Source organism: Sphingomonas sp. (genome assembly GCF_035317925.1).
Classification (GTDB): Bacteria; Pseudomonadota; Alphaproteobacteria; order Sphingomonadales; family Sphingomonadaceae; genus Sphingomonas_I.
This window is the reverse complement of the sequence record NZ_DATHFV010000230.1, coordinates 1-14,934: the sequence shown is the minus strand read 5'-3', so window position 1 is coordinate 14,934 and position 14,934 is coordinate 1. Positions and strand designations below refer to the sequence as shown.

Here is a 14,934-nt window from a genome sequence, read left to right as displayed (position 1 = left end):
CGCCGCCCCCGCCGAAACTGATATTGTTCTTGGCGGCGTAGCCGTCCTCGGTCGCGATCGTCTCGGTGGTGCGCACGTTGGTGAGCGACACGATCGTGTTCGCTTCGACCTTCTTCGAACGGAAGCCGCCGGCAAGCCCGCCCAGACGGCCGCCGATCAACCCGCCGACGGCGGCACCGGCCGCGCTGCCGCTGACATTGCTGTTCGCGCCCTGGATCTCGGCGACCAGCACATAATCGGCTGCCTTGATCTGACCCTGGCCGACATTGGAACCGCGCTGCAGGCCGAGATTGCCGCCGATCGCCCGCTCGCGCTCGGCCGCGTTCAGACCAGCGCCGCGATCGACCAGGTTGAAGCAGCCCGAACGCTGGATCATCACCTTGAGCAGCTTGGACGGCGGCGAAAGGCTGAACTGGGTCCAGCCGTTGGGATCGTCGCCATCGGCAACCGAGACGGTGCCGAGCTTGCGCGTGCAGTGCGGAACGTCATCCATCGTCTGCTGCTGCAATTGCTGTCCGCTCGACGCCTTGGCGAGCTGGGGCGCGGCCGGCGCCGCGGTCGACAATGCCCCCATCACCGCAAGCATGGTGGTCTTCTCGAGCATGTTCATGGCGCAGTTCCCCCTGTCCAATGTCGAAACCTGTCTAGCAAACCCGCCTTCATCGGCAAGATTTACCGTCGGTTCGGCACGCGATGCTGCCGTCTCTACTCGGGCGGGACGGTCGGATCGGCGGCGTCGATGGCGGACGGTTGGACCGGATAGCCGAACGTCACCACCGCCCGCAGACCCAGCGCCACAGCGTTGGTCGCGCCCGCGCGCCCGGCCGGATGCCGCACGAACTGGGCGTCGGGCTGAAGCACGAGCGTGCGGTGCATCTCGATCTGATAGGTCGCCTCGAACGTCGTCTCGGCATGCGGCAAGCCAAAAGCCGCGCGCGACGGCGCACCGATCGCTGCGTGCGCGACCGCGAAACCGATCCTGTCGTCGGGCCGCCCGGCGAATAGTCCCGGCGCGACCAGCCCGGCCCCCAGATAGGCGCTGACCGGCTGCGCATCGCGATCGGCGATGCCGGCGCGGACCCAGCCGCTCCAGCCCTTGAAGCCCGGGATCGGCGCCGCCAGCGAAGCATAGGCGCCCTGATCGTGCACACGCGCCCGCGCCGGATCGATTGCACGGACAGCGGCGGTGTAACGCCACGCACCGCCCTCGATCGTGGCATCGTCGGACAGGTGATAATCGACCTGCCCGATCACCAACGCGCCGTCGCCATGCCCAAGCCGAGCGATGGCGAACGCCTTGGGCCGATCCGGATCGCCGGGCACGCCGTCGAACACGGCGACGCGGAAGGTCCATGTCTTGCCGAGCAACAGGCTGACGGTCGCGGCGGCGCTGGTGACGGGAAAGATGGACGGGCCGTTGCGCCCGCTGCGCGAAATATCGGGGCCGATGCCGTGCGAACTGTTGATGAACAGGCTGGCCGAATCGTTCGAATCGAACTGGGCGTTGAGGTCCATCAACCCGGCGCGAAGGCCCAGCGAGCGCTGCTCGTCGCCGACCTTTTCCTCCAGCCATGCCTCGAACAGGCGGATGCTGGGCGGCGCTTCGATATTGCTGACCGTCTGGATATCGCCGACGCGGCTGCTGAGACTGTGGCCGTCGGTACGAAAAATCTGGACGTGCGCGCTCAGCCCGTCGAGCCCGATCAGCGCACCCTGGACGGTGCCCGACATCTGCAGCTTGTTGAGCAGGGTCGTGCCGGTGTTCAGCCCGCCGCTGGCATCGTCCCACGCATCGAATGTCTCGCGCACGCCGACCGATATCGGCGGCGGCGGTGCGTCGGCCGCCGCGGCGGCGGTGGCGACCAGCCCGAGCGGGAGCAGGCACCGCCGGGCGATCATCCCATCTGGGTCAGTACGAATGCATAGGTTTCGGCGCGCTCGTGCAGCGCCTCGAACCGGCCCGATTTGCCGCCATGGCCGGCGCCCATGTTGATCTTGAGGAGCAGGGTGTTCTGGTCGGTCTTGGTCGCGCGCAGCCGCGCAGCCCATTTGGCCGGCTCCCAATAGGTCACCCGCGGATCGTTGAGCCCGCCCGTGATCAGCATCGGCGGATAATCCCTGACCGCGATATTGTCGTACGGCGAGTAAGACCGGATCAGGTCGAATGCGTGACGATCGGTGATGGGATTGCCCCATTCGGGCCACTCGCCCGGCGTCAGCGGCAATTCGGCGTCGAGCATCGTGTTGAGCACGTCGACGAACGGCACGTCCGCCACCACCGCCCCCCACAGATCGGGATCGGTATTGGCGACCACGCCCATCAGTTCGCCGCCGGCCGATCCGCCGTTGATCGCGATATTGCCGGCGGACGTGAAGCCCGCGTCGATCAGGCCCTTGGCGGCATCGCTGAAGTCGCGGAACGTGTTCCAGCGCGCTTCCGCCTTGCCCTGCAGATACCAGTCGTAACCAAGGTCATCGCCGCCCCGGATATGCGCGATCGCGAATGCCCAGCCGCGATCGAGCAGGCTCAACCGCCCGCTCGAAAAGCTCGGCGGGATGGCATGGCCATAGGCGCCATAAGCATAGAGGAAGAGCTTGCCGCTGCCGTCTTTGGGAAAGCCGACCGGATAGACGACCGACACCGGCACCTTGGCGCCGTCGCGCGCGGTCACGGTCAGCCGTTCGGTCGCGTACTTGGTCGGATCGTAGCCCGACGGCACTTCCTGCACCTTGAGCGTGGTCAGCGCGAGGCTGTCGGGATCGCAATCGTAGACCGTGAGCGGCGTCACCATCGACGAATAGGTCAGCCGGTAAGCGGTCGGCGCGAATTCGGGATTGGTCGATGCGCCCGCGCTGTAGCTCGCCTCCGGGAACACGACCTGCTTCTGCCCGCCGTCCCAGTTGCGCAAAATGATCTGGTCGAGCCCCTCGATCCGCGCGGCGATCATCAAATGGCGCTCAAACGCGGCGATGCCGGTCAGATAGATGCGATCCGATCCAGCAACGACTTCCTCCCAGTCGCCGGGCGCGACCGGATCGGCGCGGACGATGCGGAAATTCACATGCGCGTCGTTGGTCAGGATCCACAGCGATCCATGCGCGGAATCGACGCTGTACTGCCGCTTCACCCGACGCGGGCTGATCAGGATCGGTTCGGCCGACGGATCGCTCGCCGGCACCAGTCGCACCTCGCTCGTCTGATTGTCGCCGGTCGCGATCTCGATCCATGCCTTGTCGCGCGTGCCGCCGACCGCGACGCGGAAACCTTCGTCGGCCTCCTCATACAAGACCGCATCGGTCGCCGGATCGCTGTCCAGCCTGTGGAGCAGCGCGCGGTAGCTGCGCCAATTGTCGTTGACCTCGGTATAAGCGAGCGCGTCCGATCCCGCGCTCCACGCGACCCCGCCATTGCTGACCGCGCTGACCGTCTCGATATCCTCGCCGCTTGAAAGATCGCGAATGCGCAGCACGTAGCGTTCGGCGCCATTGTCGTCCGCGCTCCACGCCATCAGCTTGCCGTCAGGACTGATCGCGACCGCACCGACGCGGAAATAGTCCTTGCCCTCGGCCTCCTTCGGCTCGTCGAGGATCAGCTGGTCAGGCCCGCCCGCGACCGGTCGCCGCCACCATTTGGGATATTGGCCGCCCGTCTCGTAGGCCCACCAATAGAGCCAGTCGCCGTCCTTCTGCGGCACCGACGCATCGTCCTGCTTCACGCGCGCCTTCATCTCTTCGAAGATCGTGTCGATCAGCCCGCCGTGCGGCGCCATCGCCGCTTCGAAATAGGCGTTCTCTTCCTTGAGGTAGGCCAGGACCGCCTCATCCTTCACCTCGGGATAGGCCGGGTCCTTCAGCCATGCCCAGGGATCGTCGATCGTGACGCCATGGCGTTCGTAGCTGTGAGGCATGGTCGTGGCGACGGGCGGCGAAGGTAGCGTATCGGTCATGCCGACTCTGTGGGGACGGATTCTTCCCGCCGCAAGCATGTGCTCTAACCTGGGTTGGTTGCCGGACATGCGCGCCGCTGCATAGAAGCTGGATGCAGGGTGGGACGATGAAAGACGAACTCGCGGCCGAGGTGGCCGCACAGGGCGACAATGCCGAGCTCCGCGCGATCCTCGAGGAAGTGTGCGCGATCACGCATATGGGGTTCGCGGCGGTCGCGCGCGTGACGGACAGCCGCTGGATCGTCGCGCAGGTGCTCGACAAGATCGAATTCGGCCTCAATCCCGGCGACGAGCTCGAGCTCAAGACCACGATCTGCGACGAGATACGGCAATCGGGCGAAGCGGTGGTGATCGATCATGTCGCCGGCAATGCGGAATGGCGCACGCACCATACGCCCGCGCTCTACGGCTTCGAATCCTATGTCTCGATCCCGGTCGTGCTGCACGACGGCAGCTTCTACGGGACGTTGTGCGCGATCGATCCGCATCCGCGCTCGTTGAGCTCACCCGCCATCGTCTCGCGGATGAAGCGGCTGGCGATGGTCGTAAGCGATATCCTGTCCTGGCCGCGCGCTGATTATTTCGGATAGGACAGGGACGGATACCAATCGGGGTCGCGGCCCCGGCGGGTGAGGTCGAACAAGGTCCAGATCAAAGGCAGATCGGGCGCCCCGCGCGGATCCTGGCCGGGATCGGCGGTCTCGCCGGTCATCTCGCCCGCATAGAAATGGCGCACGCCGCCATCCACGCGCTCGAACACATTGAGTGCCGGAATATCCGATCCGTCGGGGGCGAGCCCGCCATAGGTGTTGAAGAAATCGTCGCCCTTGGTTTCATAGAGCGGCATCTCGCCCCAACCGCGCTCCTGCTTGAACGCGATCTGCCGCTCGATCGGCGCGCCGGCAATCGCCGCGACCGCGACCTTCTGGGTCAGGTCGTTGGTCGCCGCCGCCAGCCCGCCGAGGAATGCGGTGCACATCGGGCACGGCCGCGCCCGCTTGGCGCCGAACATCCAGTGATAGGTGATCAAAGTGTCGTGCGGGCCGAACATGTCGATCAGGCCGATCTCGCCGCCATTCTCGTCGATGAAGCGATAGTCGCTTGTCACCGTCCCGCCCGGCGGCAGCGCGCGGCGCATTTCCGACACGCGCTCGATATGGCGGCGCAGTTCGATCTCTTCCGCCAGCAAGGCGGTCCGCGCCGCGCGATAGTCCGCGCTCTCGTTTGGAAAACGAATTTCGACCGCCTGCGCCATCGCCGCTGCGGGCTTGAGATCGCCTTCTGACATGGTCCTTTTTCTCCTCCGGCTTTGATCCGCGCGTTTACAAGACTATCTAGGCTTCATGTCCACTTATGCTGATCGCCTTCAGGCTCTGCGCGAAGAGCTTGCCCGCCGCCGCCTCGACGGCTTTGTCGTGCCGCTGACCGACGAACATATGTCCGAATATGTCGGCGCCTATGCCCAACGTCTTGCATGGTTGACCGGTTTCCAAGGCTCGGCGGGCATCGCCGCCGTGCTGCCGGCCGAGGCCGCGATCTTCGTCGACGGCCGTTACACGTTGCAGGTGCGCGAGCAGGTCTCCGCCGATCAGTGGAGCTATCAGTCGGTGCCGCAGACCAGCGTCGCCTCCTGGCTGTCGGACCATGCGCCCGAGCATGCGCGCATCGGTTACGATCCGTGGCTGCACACCAAGACCTGGGTCGAGCAGGCCACCAGGGCGCTCGCCGAGAAAGGCGCGGAGCTGGTCGCGGTCGACACCAACCCGATCGACGCGGTCTGGCCCGACCGGCCGTTGCCGTCCGACGCGCGGCTGGTGGTCCAGCCCGATCAATTCGCCGGCCGCTCGTCCGCCGACAAGCGCCAGGAGATCGCCGATTGGCTGGCCTCGAAGAAGGCCGACGCCGCCGTCTTGTCGGCGCTCGATTCGATCGCCTGGACGTTCAATGTGCGTGGGCAGGACGTCGATCGCACGCCGGTCGCTCTGGCTTATGCCTTGGTCAATGCCGACGGCACCGCCGATCTGTTCGTCGCGCCCGAGAAGATCGGCGAGGATGTCGCCCAGCATCTCGGCAACGCCGTCCGCCTCCATCCGCGCGACGCCTTCGCCGGCCACCTCGCCACCCTCAAGGGCAAGCGCGTCGCCGCCGATCCCGAACGCGCGGTCTCGGCGATCTTCGCCGCGCTCGAAGGCGCCGGCGCGACCTTGCTCGAGCTGCGCGACCCGGCGGTTTTGCCCAAGGCGATCAAGAATGAGGCCGAAATTGCCGGCCAGGACGCAGCCCAGGCGCGCGACGGCGCGGCCCTGACCCGCTTCCTCCATTGGCTGTCGGTCGAGGCCCCCAAGGGCGGCGTCGACGAGCTCGGCGCGGCGGCGAAGCTGCAGGCGTTCCGCGAACAGACCGGTGCGCTCAAGGATCTGTCGTTCGACACCATCTCCGGCGCCGGGCCCAACGGTGCGGTCGTCCATTATCGCGTGAGCGAGGAGACCAACCGCCCGCTCGAGCTCAATTCGCTCTACCTCGTCGATTCCGGCGGCCAGTATCAGGATGGCACCACCGACGTGACGCGCACGATCGCGATCGGCGAACCGACGGCCGAGATGCGCGACCGCTTCACGCGCGTACTCAAGGGCCATATCGCACTCGCCCGCGTGATCTTCCCGCAGGGCACGCGCGGGTCGCAGCTCGACACGCTCGCGCGCCAATATCTGTGGGCAGTCGGGCTCGATTACGCGCACGGCACCGGCCATGGCGTCGGCTCCTTCCTCGCGGTGCATGAAGGGCCGCAGCGGATCGCGCCCGGCGGCAGCGGCTTCGCCGGCGGCGACGAGCCGCTCCAGGCGGGCATGATCCTCTCGAACGAGCCCGGTTATTACAAGACCGGCGAATACGGCATCCGCGTCGAAAATCTGGTGCTGGTCGAAGCGCGCGACGCGCCCGGCGCGGAGAAGAAATTGCTCGGCTTCCGCACCTTGACCTTCGCGCCGCTCGACCGGCGGCTGATCGACCTCGATCAGTTGAACAGGGAAGAGCGCGCCTGGGTCGACGGCTATCATGCCCAGGTCGCGGCGATCGTCGGCCCGCAGCTCGATGGCGCGGCGGCCGACTGGCTCAGGGCTGAGACGGCTCCGCTTTAGGATCGGCGGCAGGCGCATCCAGCTCTCGCGCTTGCGCCTTCCGGCGCCGCAGGTTCGCGCGCAACGCTTCCGCGAGCCGCGCCTGCTTGTCGGGATCGTCCTTGGGCATGATGCTTCCTTGACCTAGGGCGGCTCCTTGTCCATAGGCGCGCCTCCCGCCAAGCATTTGCTTTTCGGGGCCAGCATGCTGGTGCCTTGCTGCCGTAGCTCAGTGGTAGAGCGCATCCTTGGTAAGGCTGAGGTCGTGAGTTCAATCCTCACCGGCAGCACCAGCATCCTTTTCCGACAAATCGATCCTGCGAAACCCACCCCTGCGGGGGTGAAAATCGCGTGCGCGCACCCCATCATCGGCTGATCCAAGCGAGGAGTGCGCCCATGGCCCGGCCGATCAAGATCGATTTCGTGTCAGACGTGTCCTGCCCCTGGTGCATCATCGGCCTGCGCGGGCTCGAGGAAGCGCTGGAGCGGACGCGCGACGTGGTCGATGCGACCATCACCTTCCAGCCGTTCGAGCTCAATCCGAACATGCCGCCGGAAGGCGAGAATATCGTCGAGCATGTCGGCCACAAATATGGCTCCAGCCGGGAACAATCGGCCGCCAACCGGGCCATGATCCACCAACGGGCGGCGGCGGTCGGCTTCACCATGAACACCAGCGACCAGAGCCGCATCTACAACACGTTCGACGCGCATCGCCTGCTCCATTGGGCGGACGGCGAGGGCCGCCAGGCGGCGCTCAAGCGCGCTCTGTTCGATGCCTATTTCACCGACGGGCAGGATCCATCCGATCCTGCGGTGCTGGTCGCAGCCGCGGAGAAAGCCGGGCTGGACGGCGCGGCCGCGCGCGCGGTGCTCGAAACCGGTCAATATGCCCAAGAGGTGCGCGAGGCCGAGCGGCTGTGGCAGTCGCGCGGGATCACCGGCGTGCCGGCCGTGATCGTCAACGACCGCTATCTGATCTCTGGCGGCCAGCCGCCCGAAGCGTTCGAACAGGCGCTGCGCGCGATCGCCGCCGAGGAGGCATCTTAGGTTCGTTCCGAACCGATGCTCCTACAATGCGCAAAGAAAAACCCCCTCCGCCACAGGCGAAGGGGGCTTGAAAGGTGGTTGGGAAGATTACCAGCTGCCGCGGACGATGAACGAATAGCGGCGGTCTTCGGTGAAGTAGGAACGCGGGCCGATCAAACCCGACGTCGTATATTGCTGCAGCGTCTTCGTGACCTCGTTGTTGAGGTTCACGCCCTGCACACCGATCCGCAAGCCCTTGCTCAGCGTCAGGAAGACCGAGGCGTCGAGGTGGCCCTCGGCGGCGTTGTAGATCGGGTAGTACGGGAAGATCACGTCCGTCGCGGTGAGCAGGAAGCGCGACCGCCAAGTGTAAGCCGCACGCAACGAGATCGGTCCCTTCTCGTAGAAGATTTCCGCGTTGACGTTGTGCTTCGACAGCTGCTCGAGCGGCAGCTTGCCGGCCGGGATCGGCGAATTGTTCGCCGCCGCGCCGCCGTTGAGGAAGCTGTTCGGCAGACCCTTGCTCTGCAGGTAGGTGTAGGACAGCTGCGTGCCCAGACCGCTGAAGACGCCCGGCAGGAAATCGAAGGTCTGCTGATAGGCGGCCTCGACGCCCTTGATCTTGCCATGGCCGTGATAATTGTCGGGGCCGCGAACCTGCGTTCCCAACGTCACGCCATTGCTGGTGATCGTGCGGGTGAAGACGTTCTGATAGAAGAAGTTGGTGACGTCCTTGTAGAAGGCATCGATCGTCAGCGAACCGACCCGGGCGAAATACCATTCGTAGGTCAGGTCGAACTGGTTCGCCAAAGCCGGCTTCAGGTACGGATTGCCCGCGTTCGAGGACAACGCCGAGCCATCGCCGCTCAGGCTGATCGACACGAAGTTGCGGATGTTGGCCAGATCCGGCCGGGTCATCACGCGCGACGCCGCGACGCGGATCAGCATGTCCCGCGACAGGCCGAACTTCAGGTTCAGGCTGGGCAGGAAATAATGATATTTGTTCCGCGCGGTGTTCGTCGTGGTCTGGCCCGTCGCGAACTGCTGGAGCAGCGCATAATTGGCCGCACCCTGCGCGCAGACGCCGGTCGGCACCGGCAGCGGCGTGCCCGGCGGCACGCCCGGCGGCAGCGTCGGCGTCGGGCAGCGCACGGCGAACGAGTCCGTCACGCCCAGCTGGGCCGCGGTCGGCGCACCGATCGAGCCGGTCGAGACGATGCTGTCGGCGACGTAGCGGACGCCGATATTGCCATCGACCTTGATCCCGCCGAACAGCGGCTCATCGCGGCCGAAGCTCAGCATCGCATAGGCGTCCTTGGACTTCTCGCTAACGGGCTGGATTTCGGATGGCAGATAGGGTCCGCCCGCGACCACACCGGCACGCTTGCCCGCCGGAGTCCACGGCGTGGCGCTGCCGCCCTGCGCGGTCCAGGCCGCACCGATATTCTGGAGATACTTGGTCGCGTCGGCGTAATTCTTGATCAGGTCGCCGTTGTAATAATAAGCCGCGGGCGGGCCTGCCGCGTCGCCGCGGAAGAAGTTGTCGAACGTGTACAGGCTGGCGCGATCGCCAATCTGCTGCATCGACACCTGGTTGCCGGCCCACACTTCGGACAGCGCGCCCCAGTTATAGGTCGTGTAACGCACCACCTCTTCGCGGTCCGCATAGCGCGCGCCGAATTTCAGGCGCTTGAGGAAGGGATCGTCGCCACCGAAATTATAGGCGATGTCGGCCTTGCCCGACCATTCGTGGCCGGTCGAATGCTCGATATGATCCATCGCCGCGCGCCAGAATTCGTTCGAGCGGTCGGCGAAATATTGCGAGTCGGTTTCGCCGGCGACGATCGGGTTCGGCGTCGCCCAGCCCGCCGACAGCGTCATCGGCTTGTGCGGGATGATCGTCGGCAGGCCGCCCGAAATGTCGAGATAATTGTCGGCGAAGGTCGAACCGAACACGCTCACGTCGAGATTGTCGTGCTCCGCTTTGGTGTAATCGGCGTCGAGGTTGATTGCCCAGTGATCGTCCGGGTTGAACTTGAAGTTCAGGCCGTAATCGGTGACGCGGCTTTTCTCGTCGACCTGACGGCGCGACAGGCTCTGCTGCTGGCCGCCGGTCGGGACGCGCGTGGTCGACGAACCGCTGGTGCTGTTGCGCCAGCCGGTGCCGGGCAGGGTGATGTAACCCTTCTCGAACAGGCCGTTATCGTCATAGGTGTAATTCTGCGTCGAACCGGTCGGGCATTCGGCGCGGGTCACGCCACCGGGGCCGTCGCCATTCTGGACGCAGCCTGCCGGATAGGTGTTGTATTCCGCCAGATCCGGGCCGGTTTCGAACGTATGTTCGCCCCACGCATTTTCCGAGGCGGTGTGCAGGAATTGCGCGGTCAGCAAGGCACGGCGATCGACGCTTTCCCACTGCGCGCCGAACGAAACGCCGCGGCGCTTGCGGTTATAATCTTCCTCGCGGAACTGGCCGCCGACCGGCGCATACAGCGTGGCGGCCGGATCGAGGAAGCCATCCGCGCCCGGCGTGCTGGCGGTGCCGCAAGCGGAGCCCGACGGCGGCAGCGTGGTCGTGTTGGTCGTGCCCGGCAGCGGGTTGCGGCAGACCAGGGTCGTGGTCGAATTGGCCTGCACCGCGAGCGTGTTGTCGCGCGTCTGGATGTTGGTGACGTTCAGGCCGTTCGACCTCGAACGGATCTGCGAGAAGGACGCGGCGCCGAGCAGGCCGACGCGGCCGATGCCCGTATCCCACGTATCGCTGATCAGGAACGACCAGGTCGGCGACAGGCGCTTCTCGAGGTCGCCATAGGTGCCTTCCATATCGAAGCCGATGTGGAAGCCCTTGCTGTCGAACGGCTTGCGGGTGTTGAGGTTGACCGTACCGGCGAGGCCGCCTTCGATCATCTCGGCGGTGGTGTTCTTGTAGACCTCGACCGAACCCAGAAGTTCGGCGGGCACGTCGGCGAAGTTGATCGCCTGGCCGCCGACGCCGGCGGAGAAGGTGTCACGCCCGTTGAATTCCGAACGGACGAAGGTGAGGCCGCGGACGACGATGCCCGAGCCTTCGACCGAGAAGTGGTCGGGGTCGTTGCTGCCGGCGAAGCGGTTCATCGCCACGCCCGGCACGCGCTGCAGCGCTTCGGTGACCGAACGGTCGGGAAGCGCGCCGATATCCTGCGCCGTGATCGCGTCGACGACCGTGTCCGAATTCCGCTTGATGCTCTGCGCGTTGGCAAGGCTGGCGCGGATGCCGGTGATCGTGATTTCCTTGGGACCACCCGGCGAGTCACTCGCGGCGGCGCCCGTGGACGTCGTGTCCGTGACCGTGCTCTGCGCCATCACCGGCGAAGCGGCCGCAAACATGCTGAGCGCCACGACAGACACACCGCATTTCAAGACCCGGCTCAATTCGGCCCGATCGCGCAATTCCCCGTTATACCGAAACATCCAGCAACCTCCCCTAGAATGACAAGCCGGCTGCAGCGGCCGCCTGTCTTATTGATGTATGTGATAAAGCCCGTGCCCTTGTCCGACGAATCGGCGCCCCTACGGCATGGTACGTGATTGGATTCGCGGTGCTTCCGTCACGAAAATTCGCTTTGTCCGGCGCTGTCATGACAGCCGAACCAAGATAAGCGCACCGCATCCTCAGGCCTTTCCGGCCTGATGGTCGACTGCGATAGCGGCATCCGCACGAAGCATCAGCACCCCCCTCCATGACAACGCTGACTTCTTCCGGTCGCGTGTCCAGTTACGTTAGCGATAACTTGGGTTCCCGGTTTGAGCAAGATGGTTTCATATTTGAATCATAAAGCGATGGATTGTGACCCCTTTGCAACGCTCTGTATTACTTGGAAACGTTTACATTCATCTTTGAAGGGCTGGTTGACCATGGTTGCCCAACCACCCCATGATAGCGCTGGACAAAAAAACGGGGGGAATGCGGATGGCGATGCAGCGCGTCGTGATCGTGGGCGGCGGCACCGCCGGCTGGATGACGGCCGCGGCGCTGGCGAAGCTGCTTCCGGGCCAGTGCGACGTGCGCCTGGTTGAATCGGAGGCGATCGGAATCGTCGGCGTGGGCGAGGCGACCCTGCCCCATATTCGCGCCTTCAACGAACGGCTCGGCATCGACGAGGCCGATTTCATGGCCGCGACCCGCGCCACCTTCAAATTGGGGATCGAATTCGAGAATTGGGGCCGGATCGGCGATTCCTATATTCACCCGTTCGGTACGTTCGGCCCGGGGATGGGTGAGGTCGACTTCCACCAATTCTGGCTGCGGCTGCGTCAGCAGGGCATGGATGTGCCCGATCTCGACCGATTCTCGATGGCCTGCACGATGGCGCGGATGAACCGTTTCGCTTTGCCGTCGCGCGATCCGCGCCAGCTCAATTCAACCTTCGGTTATGCCTATCAGTTCGATGCGACCCTCTATGCACCCTATCTGCGTGCGATCGCCGAGAAGATGGGCGCCCGGCGCACCGAAGGCCGGATCGTCACCGTCCATCGCGACGGCGAGAGCGGCGACGTCACCTCCGTCGAGCTCGAAAGCGGCGAGAAGATCGAGGGCGACCTGTTCGTCGATTGCTCGGGTTTCGTCTCGCTCCTGCTCGACAAGACGTTAAGCGAGCCGTTCGAGGATTGGTCGAAATGGCTGCTCAACGATCGCGCCACCGCCATGCCGTGCCGCACCGAAGGCGCGGTCACCCCCTTCACCGGCGTGATCGCGATGCCCTTTGGCTGGCGCTGGCGCATCCCGCTCCAGCACCGCACCGGCAACGGTTATGTCTATTCGAGTCAGTTCCTGTCGGATGAGGATGCCGCCACCGCGCTGATCGGCGCGGTCGAGGGCGAACGGATCGCGGAGCCGCGCGTGCTGCGCTTCAAGGCGGGGCGGCGGCGGCGCAGCTGGGTCAATAATTGCGTCGGCGTCGGCCTTGCCTCGGGCTTCCTCGAGCCTTTGGAATCGACCAGCATCTATCTGATCCAGGCCGCGATCACCGCTCTGCTCGAACTCTTCCCGGAGAAGCAGATTTCGCCGGTCGACCGCGACGAATTCAACCGGCTGATCGATCTCGAATATGATCGGATCCGCGATTTCCTGATCCTGCATTACCATGCGACCGAACGGACCGACACGCCCTACTGGGACTATGTCCGCACGATGCGGATCCCCGACACTCTGGCAGAGAAGATGGAATTGTTCCGGCGGCGCGGCCGTGTCGTCAAATATCGCGAGGGCGTATTCCTCGATGCGAGCTGGGTCGCGGTCTATCTCGGCCAGCGCGTGATCCCGGAAGGCCATGATCTGCGCGCCGATCCGCCGTCGGCCGAAAGCCTCGTCGCCGGCATGCAGAAGCTCGCCGCCGACATCCAGGGGCTTGCCGGCGGGATGGAGGATCATGCCGCTTATCTGCGCCGTTACTGCCCGATGAAGGACGCCGCGTGACCGCAGGCGCGATGCGCGACGTGGTGGTGGTGGGCGGCGGCCTGCTCGGCTGGTCGGCGGCGGCCGCTTTGCGGCGCAAGTTGCCGGCCTTGCGCGTCACCGTCCTGCCGCTGGCGCCGCCGCCCGATGCGCTCGCCGATCGGATCGGCAGCACGTTGCCGTCGATCATCGAATTCCATCGCGACATCGGCCTGAGCGACGGCGACGCCTTGCTGCGCGCCGGATGCAGTCTGCGGCTTGGCACCGAGTTTGACGGCTGGAACGGCGACCGTCCGTCCTACGTCCACGCGTATGACCGTTACGGGCAGCCGTTCGGCACCGCCTCCTTCCACATCCACTGGATCCGTCAGGCCAGGCTCGGCGCAACGCCCGCTTTCGACCAATATTCGCCCGCCGCCATGATGGCGCGGGCAGGCCGTTTCATCCTGCCCGAGCAGGATCCCGCCTCGCCGTTCGCGCATTTCGAATATGGCCTCGCGCTCGACCCGGTCCATTATCCGCAGATGATGCGGGCCTATGCGCTGCATCTCGGCGCGGTCGAGCGGCCGGGCGACCTCGTCGCGGTCAGGCTGCGCGGCGAGGACGGCTTCATCGCCGCGCTCGCGCTCGACGATGGCGGCGAACTCGCGGCCGATCTGTTCGTCGACTGCACCGGCCCGCGCGCGCTGCTGCGCGGCGAGCTCGATGCCGCGTTCGACGATTGGGGCCAATGGCTACCGTGCGATCGCCTGCTGTTCGCCCACGCGCCGGCGTCGGCCACGCCGTCGCCACTCGATCGCTGCGTCGCGCATGGCGCCGGCTGGCGCTGGGTCGCCGAAGCGCGCGCGCGAACCTCGCACGGCTTCGCTTATGCCGCGGCCGATCTCAGCGACGACAAGGCCGCGCGCACCCTGCGCGGCTTCGCCAGCGCCGAACCGGACGCGCCGATCCCGATCCGTCAGGGCCGCCGGCCCGAGCCTTGGCTGCGCAACTGCGTTGCTTTGGGTGACGCGGCGACGATGGTCGAGCCGCTCGAATGGACCAACCTCCACCTCGCCCACAGCGCGATCGACCGGTTGGTGGCGATGATGCCGGATCGCGATTGCGCGGCGGTCGAGTTGTGGGATTATAACCGCCAATGCGCGGCCGAGGCCGATCGCGTGCGCGATTTCCTCGCGCTCCATTATGCCGCCTCGCGCCGCGACGAACCCTTCTGGCGCCGCGCGCGCGACACCGCGCCGCCGCCCAGTCTGGCCCACACGCTCGCTTTGTTCATGGAGCGCGGTCGCCTGCCTTTCTACGAGGAGGAAACCTTCACCCGCGACAGCTGGCTTGCCGTGCTGCTCGGCCAGGGTCTAATTCCCGGCCGTATCGATCCGCTGATCGACGCGGTGCCGCCGGCTCAGTC

At 65.6% G+C, this 14,934-nt stretch carries 11 protein-coding genes and 1 tRNA gene; 6 read left to right on the top strand and 6 right to left on the bottom strand.

The window, feature by feature from the left end:
* From VK533_RS16810 to VK533_RS16800, 3 genes are all read right to left on the bottom strand, one after another.
* A partial coding sequence (locus VK533_RS16810; protein WP_414712328.1) for a CsgG/HfaB family protein occupies positions 1-610 on the bottom strand: 610 nt, incomplete at its 3' end.
* A 95-nt stretch (positions 611-705) separates the two neighbouring features.
* Complete coding sequence (locus tag VK533_RS16805) at positions 706-1,899, bottom strand: carbohydrate porin (RefSeq protein ID WP_324379836.1); 1,194 nt, start codon at positions 1,897-1,899, stop codon at positions 706-708.
* Positions 1,896-3,947, bottom strand: coding sequence for a S9 family peptidase (locus VK533_RS16800; protein WP_324379834.1), 2,052 nt, complete (start codon positions 3,945-3,947; stop codon positions 1,896-1,898). The genes VK533_RS16805 and VK533_RS16800 overlap by 4 nt, the downstream gene beginning before the upstream one ends.
* A gap of 107 nt (positions 3,948-4,054) precedes the next feature.
* On the opposite strand from VK533_RS16800, the gene VK533_RS16795 reads away from it, so the two are divergent.
* Positions 4,055-4,537: a GAF domain-containing protein gene (locus VK533_RS16795; RefSeq protein ID WP_324379832.1), complete on the top strand. Its 483-nt coding sequence runs from the start codon at positions 4,055-4,057 to the stop codon at positions 4,535-4,537.
* Here the strand turns inward: VK533_RS16795 and VK533_RS16790 are convergent.
* Positions 4,525-5,235, bottom strand: coding sequence for a DUF899 family protein (locus VK533_RS16790; protein ID WP_324379830.1), 711 nt, complete (start codon positions 5,233-5,235; stop codon positions 4,525-4,527). The two genes, VK533_RS16795 and VK533_RS16790, sit on opposite strands and share 13 nt — an antisense overlap.
* A gap of 55 nt (positions 5,236-5,290) precedes the next feature.
* Between VK533_RS16790 and VK533_RS16785 the strand changes: the two genes are divergently transcribed.
* Positions 5,291-7,084, top strand: coding sequence for an aminopeptidase P family protein (locus VK533_RS16785; RefSeq protein WP_324379828.1), 1,794 nt, complete (start codon positions 5,291-5,293; stop codon positions 7,082-7,084).
* Here the strand turns inward: VK533_RS16785 and VK533_RS16780 are convergent.
* Positions 7,059-7,193, bottom strand: a complete 135-nt coding sequence (locus VK533_RS16780; protein ID WP_324379826.1) for a hypothetical protein — start codon at positions 7,191-7,193, stop codon at positions 7,059-7,061. The two genes, VK533_RS16785 and VK533_RS16780, sit on opposite strands and share 26 nt — an antisense overlap.
* Before the next feature lie 88 nt (positions 7,194-7,281).
* On the opposite strand from VK533_RS16780, the gene VK533_RS16775 reads away from it, so the two are divergent.
* Positions 7,282-7,356: transfer RNA gene (locus VK533_RS16775), tRNA-Thr, on the top strand.
* 103 nt (positions 7,357-7,459) lie between these two features.
* Entirely contained in the window at positions 7,460-8,113 is a 654-nt protein-coding gene (locus VK533_RS16770; RefSeq protein ID WP_324379824.1) for a DsbA family oxidoreductase, read from the top strand.
* Between the two features lie 87 nt (positions 8,114-8,200).
* Here VK533_RS16770 and VK533_RS16765 read toward each other — a convergent pair whose 3' ends face one another.
* Positions 8,201-11,458 carry a TonB-dependent receptor gene (locus tag VK533_RS16765; RefSeq protein ID WP_324379822.1) on the bottom strand — a complete coding sequence of 1,086 codons (3,258 nt, stop codon included), beginning with the start codon at positions 11,456-11,458 and terminating at the stop codon, positions 8,201-8,203.
* 583 nt (positions 11,459-12,041) lie between these two features.
* Between VK533_RS16765 and VK533_RS16760 the strand changes: the two genes are divergently transcribed.
* A complete protein-coding gene (locus tag VK533_RS16760) occupies positions 12,042-13,547 on the top strand; it encodes a tryptophan halogenase family protein (RefSeq protein WP_324379820.1) in 1,506 nt (501 codons plus the stop codon).
* A partial coding sequence (locus VK533_RS16755) for a tryptophan halogenase family protein (RefSeq protein WP_324379817.1) occupies positions 13,544-14,934 on the top strand: 1,391 nt, incomplete at its 3' end. The genes VK533_RS16760 and VK533_RS16755, both read left to right, overlap by 4 nt.

Excerpts from the sequence above, each read along its gene's own strand:
- VK533_RS16780 (WP_324379826.1), bottom strand. The coding sequence starts at position 7,193 with ATGCCCAAGGACGATCCCGACAAGCAGGCGCGGCTCGCGGAAGCGTTG.
- VK533_RS16790 (WP_324379830.1), bottom strand. The coding sequence starts at position 5,235 with ATGTCAGAAGGCGATCTCAAGCCCGCAGCGGCGATGGCGCAGGCGGTC.
- VK533_RS16800 (WP_324379834.1), bottom strand. The coding sequence starts at position 3,947 with ATGACCGATACGCTACCTTCGCCGCCCGTCGCCACGACCATGCCTCAC.
- VK533_RS16770 (WP_324379824.1), top strand. The coding sequence starts at position 7,460 with ATGGCCCGGCCGATCAAGATCGATTTCGTGTCAGACGTGTCCTGCCCC.
- VK533_RS16795 (WP_324379832.1), top strand. The coding sequence starts at position 4,055 with ATGAAAGACGAACTCGCGGCCGAGGTGGCCGCACAGGGCGACAATGCC.
- VK533_RS16785 (WP_324379828.1), top strand. The coding sequence starts at position 5,291 with ATGTCCACTTATGCTGATCGCCTTCAGGCTCTGCGCGAAGAGCTTGCC.
- VK533_RS16805 (WP_324379836.1), bottom strand. The coding sequence starts at position 1,899 with ATGATCGCCCGGCGGTGCCTGCTCCCGCTCGGGCTGGTCGCCACCGCC.
- VK533_RS16765 (WP_324379822.1), bottom strand. The coding sequence starts at position 11,458 with ATGTTTGCGGCCGCTTCGCCGGTGATGGCGCAGAGCACGGTCACGGAC.
- VK533_RS16760 (WP_324379820.1), top strand. The coding sequence starts at position 12,042 with ATGGCGATGCAGCGCGTCGTGATCGTGGGCGGCGGCACCGCCGGCTGG.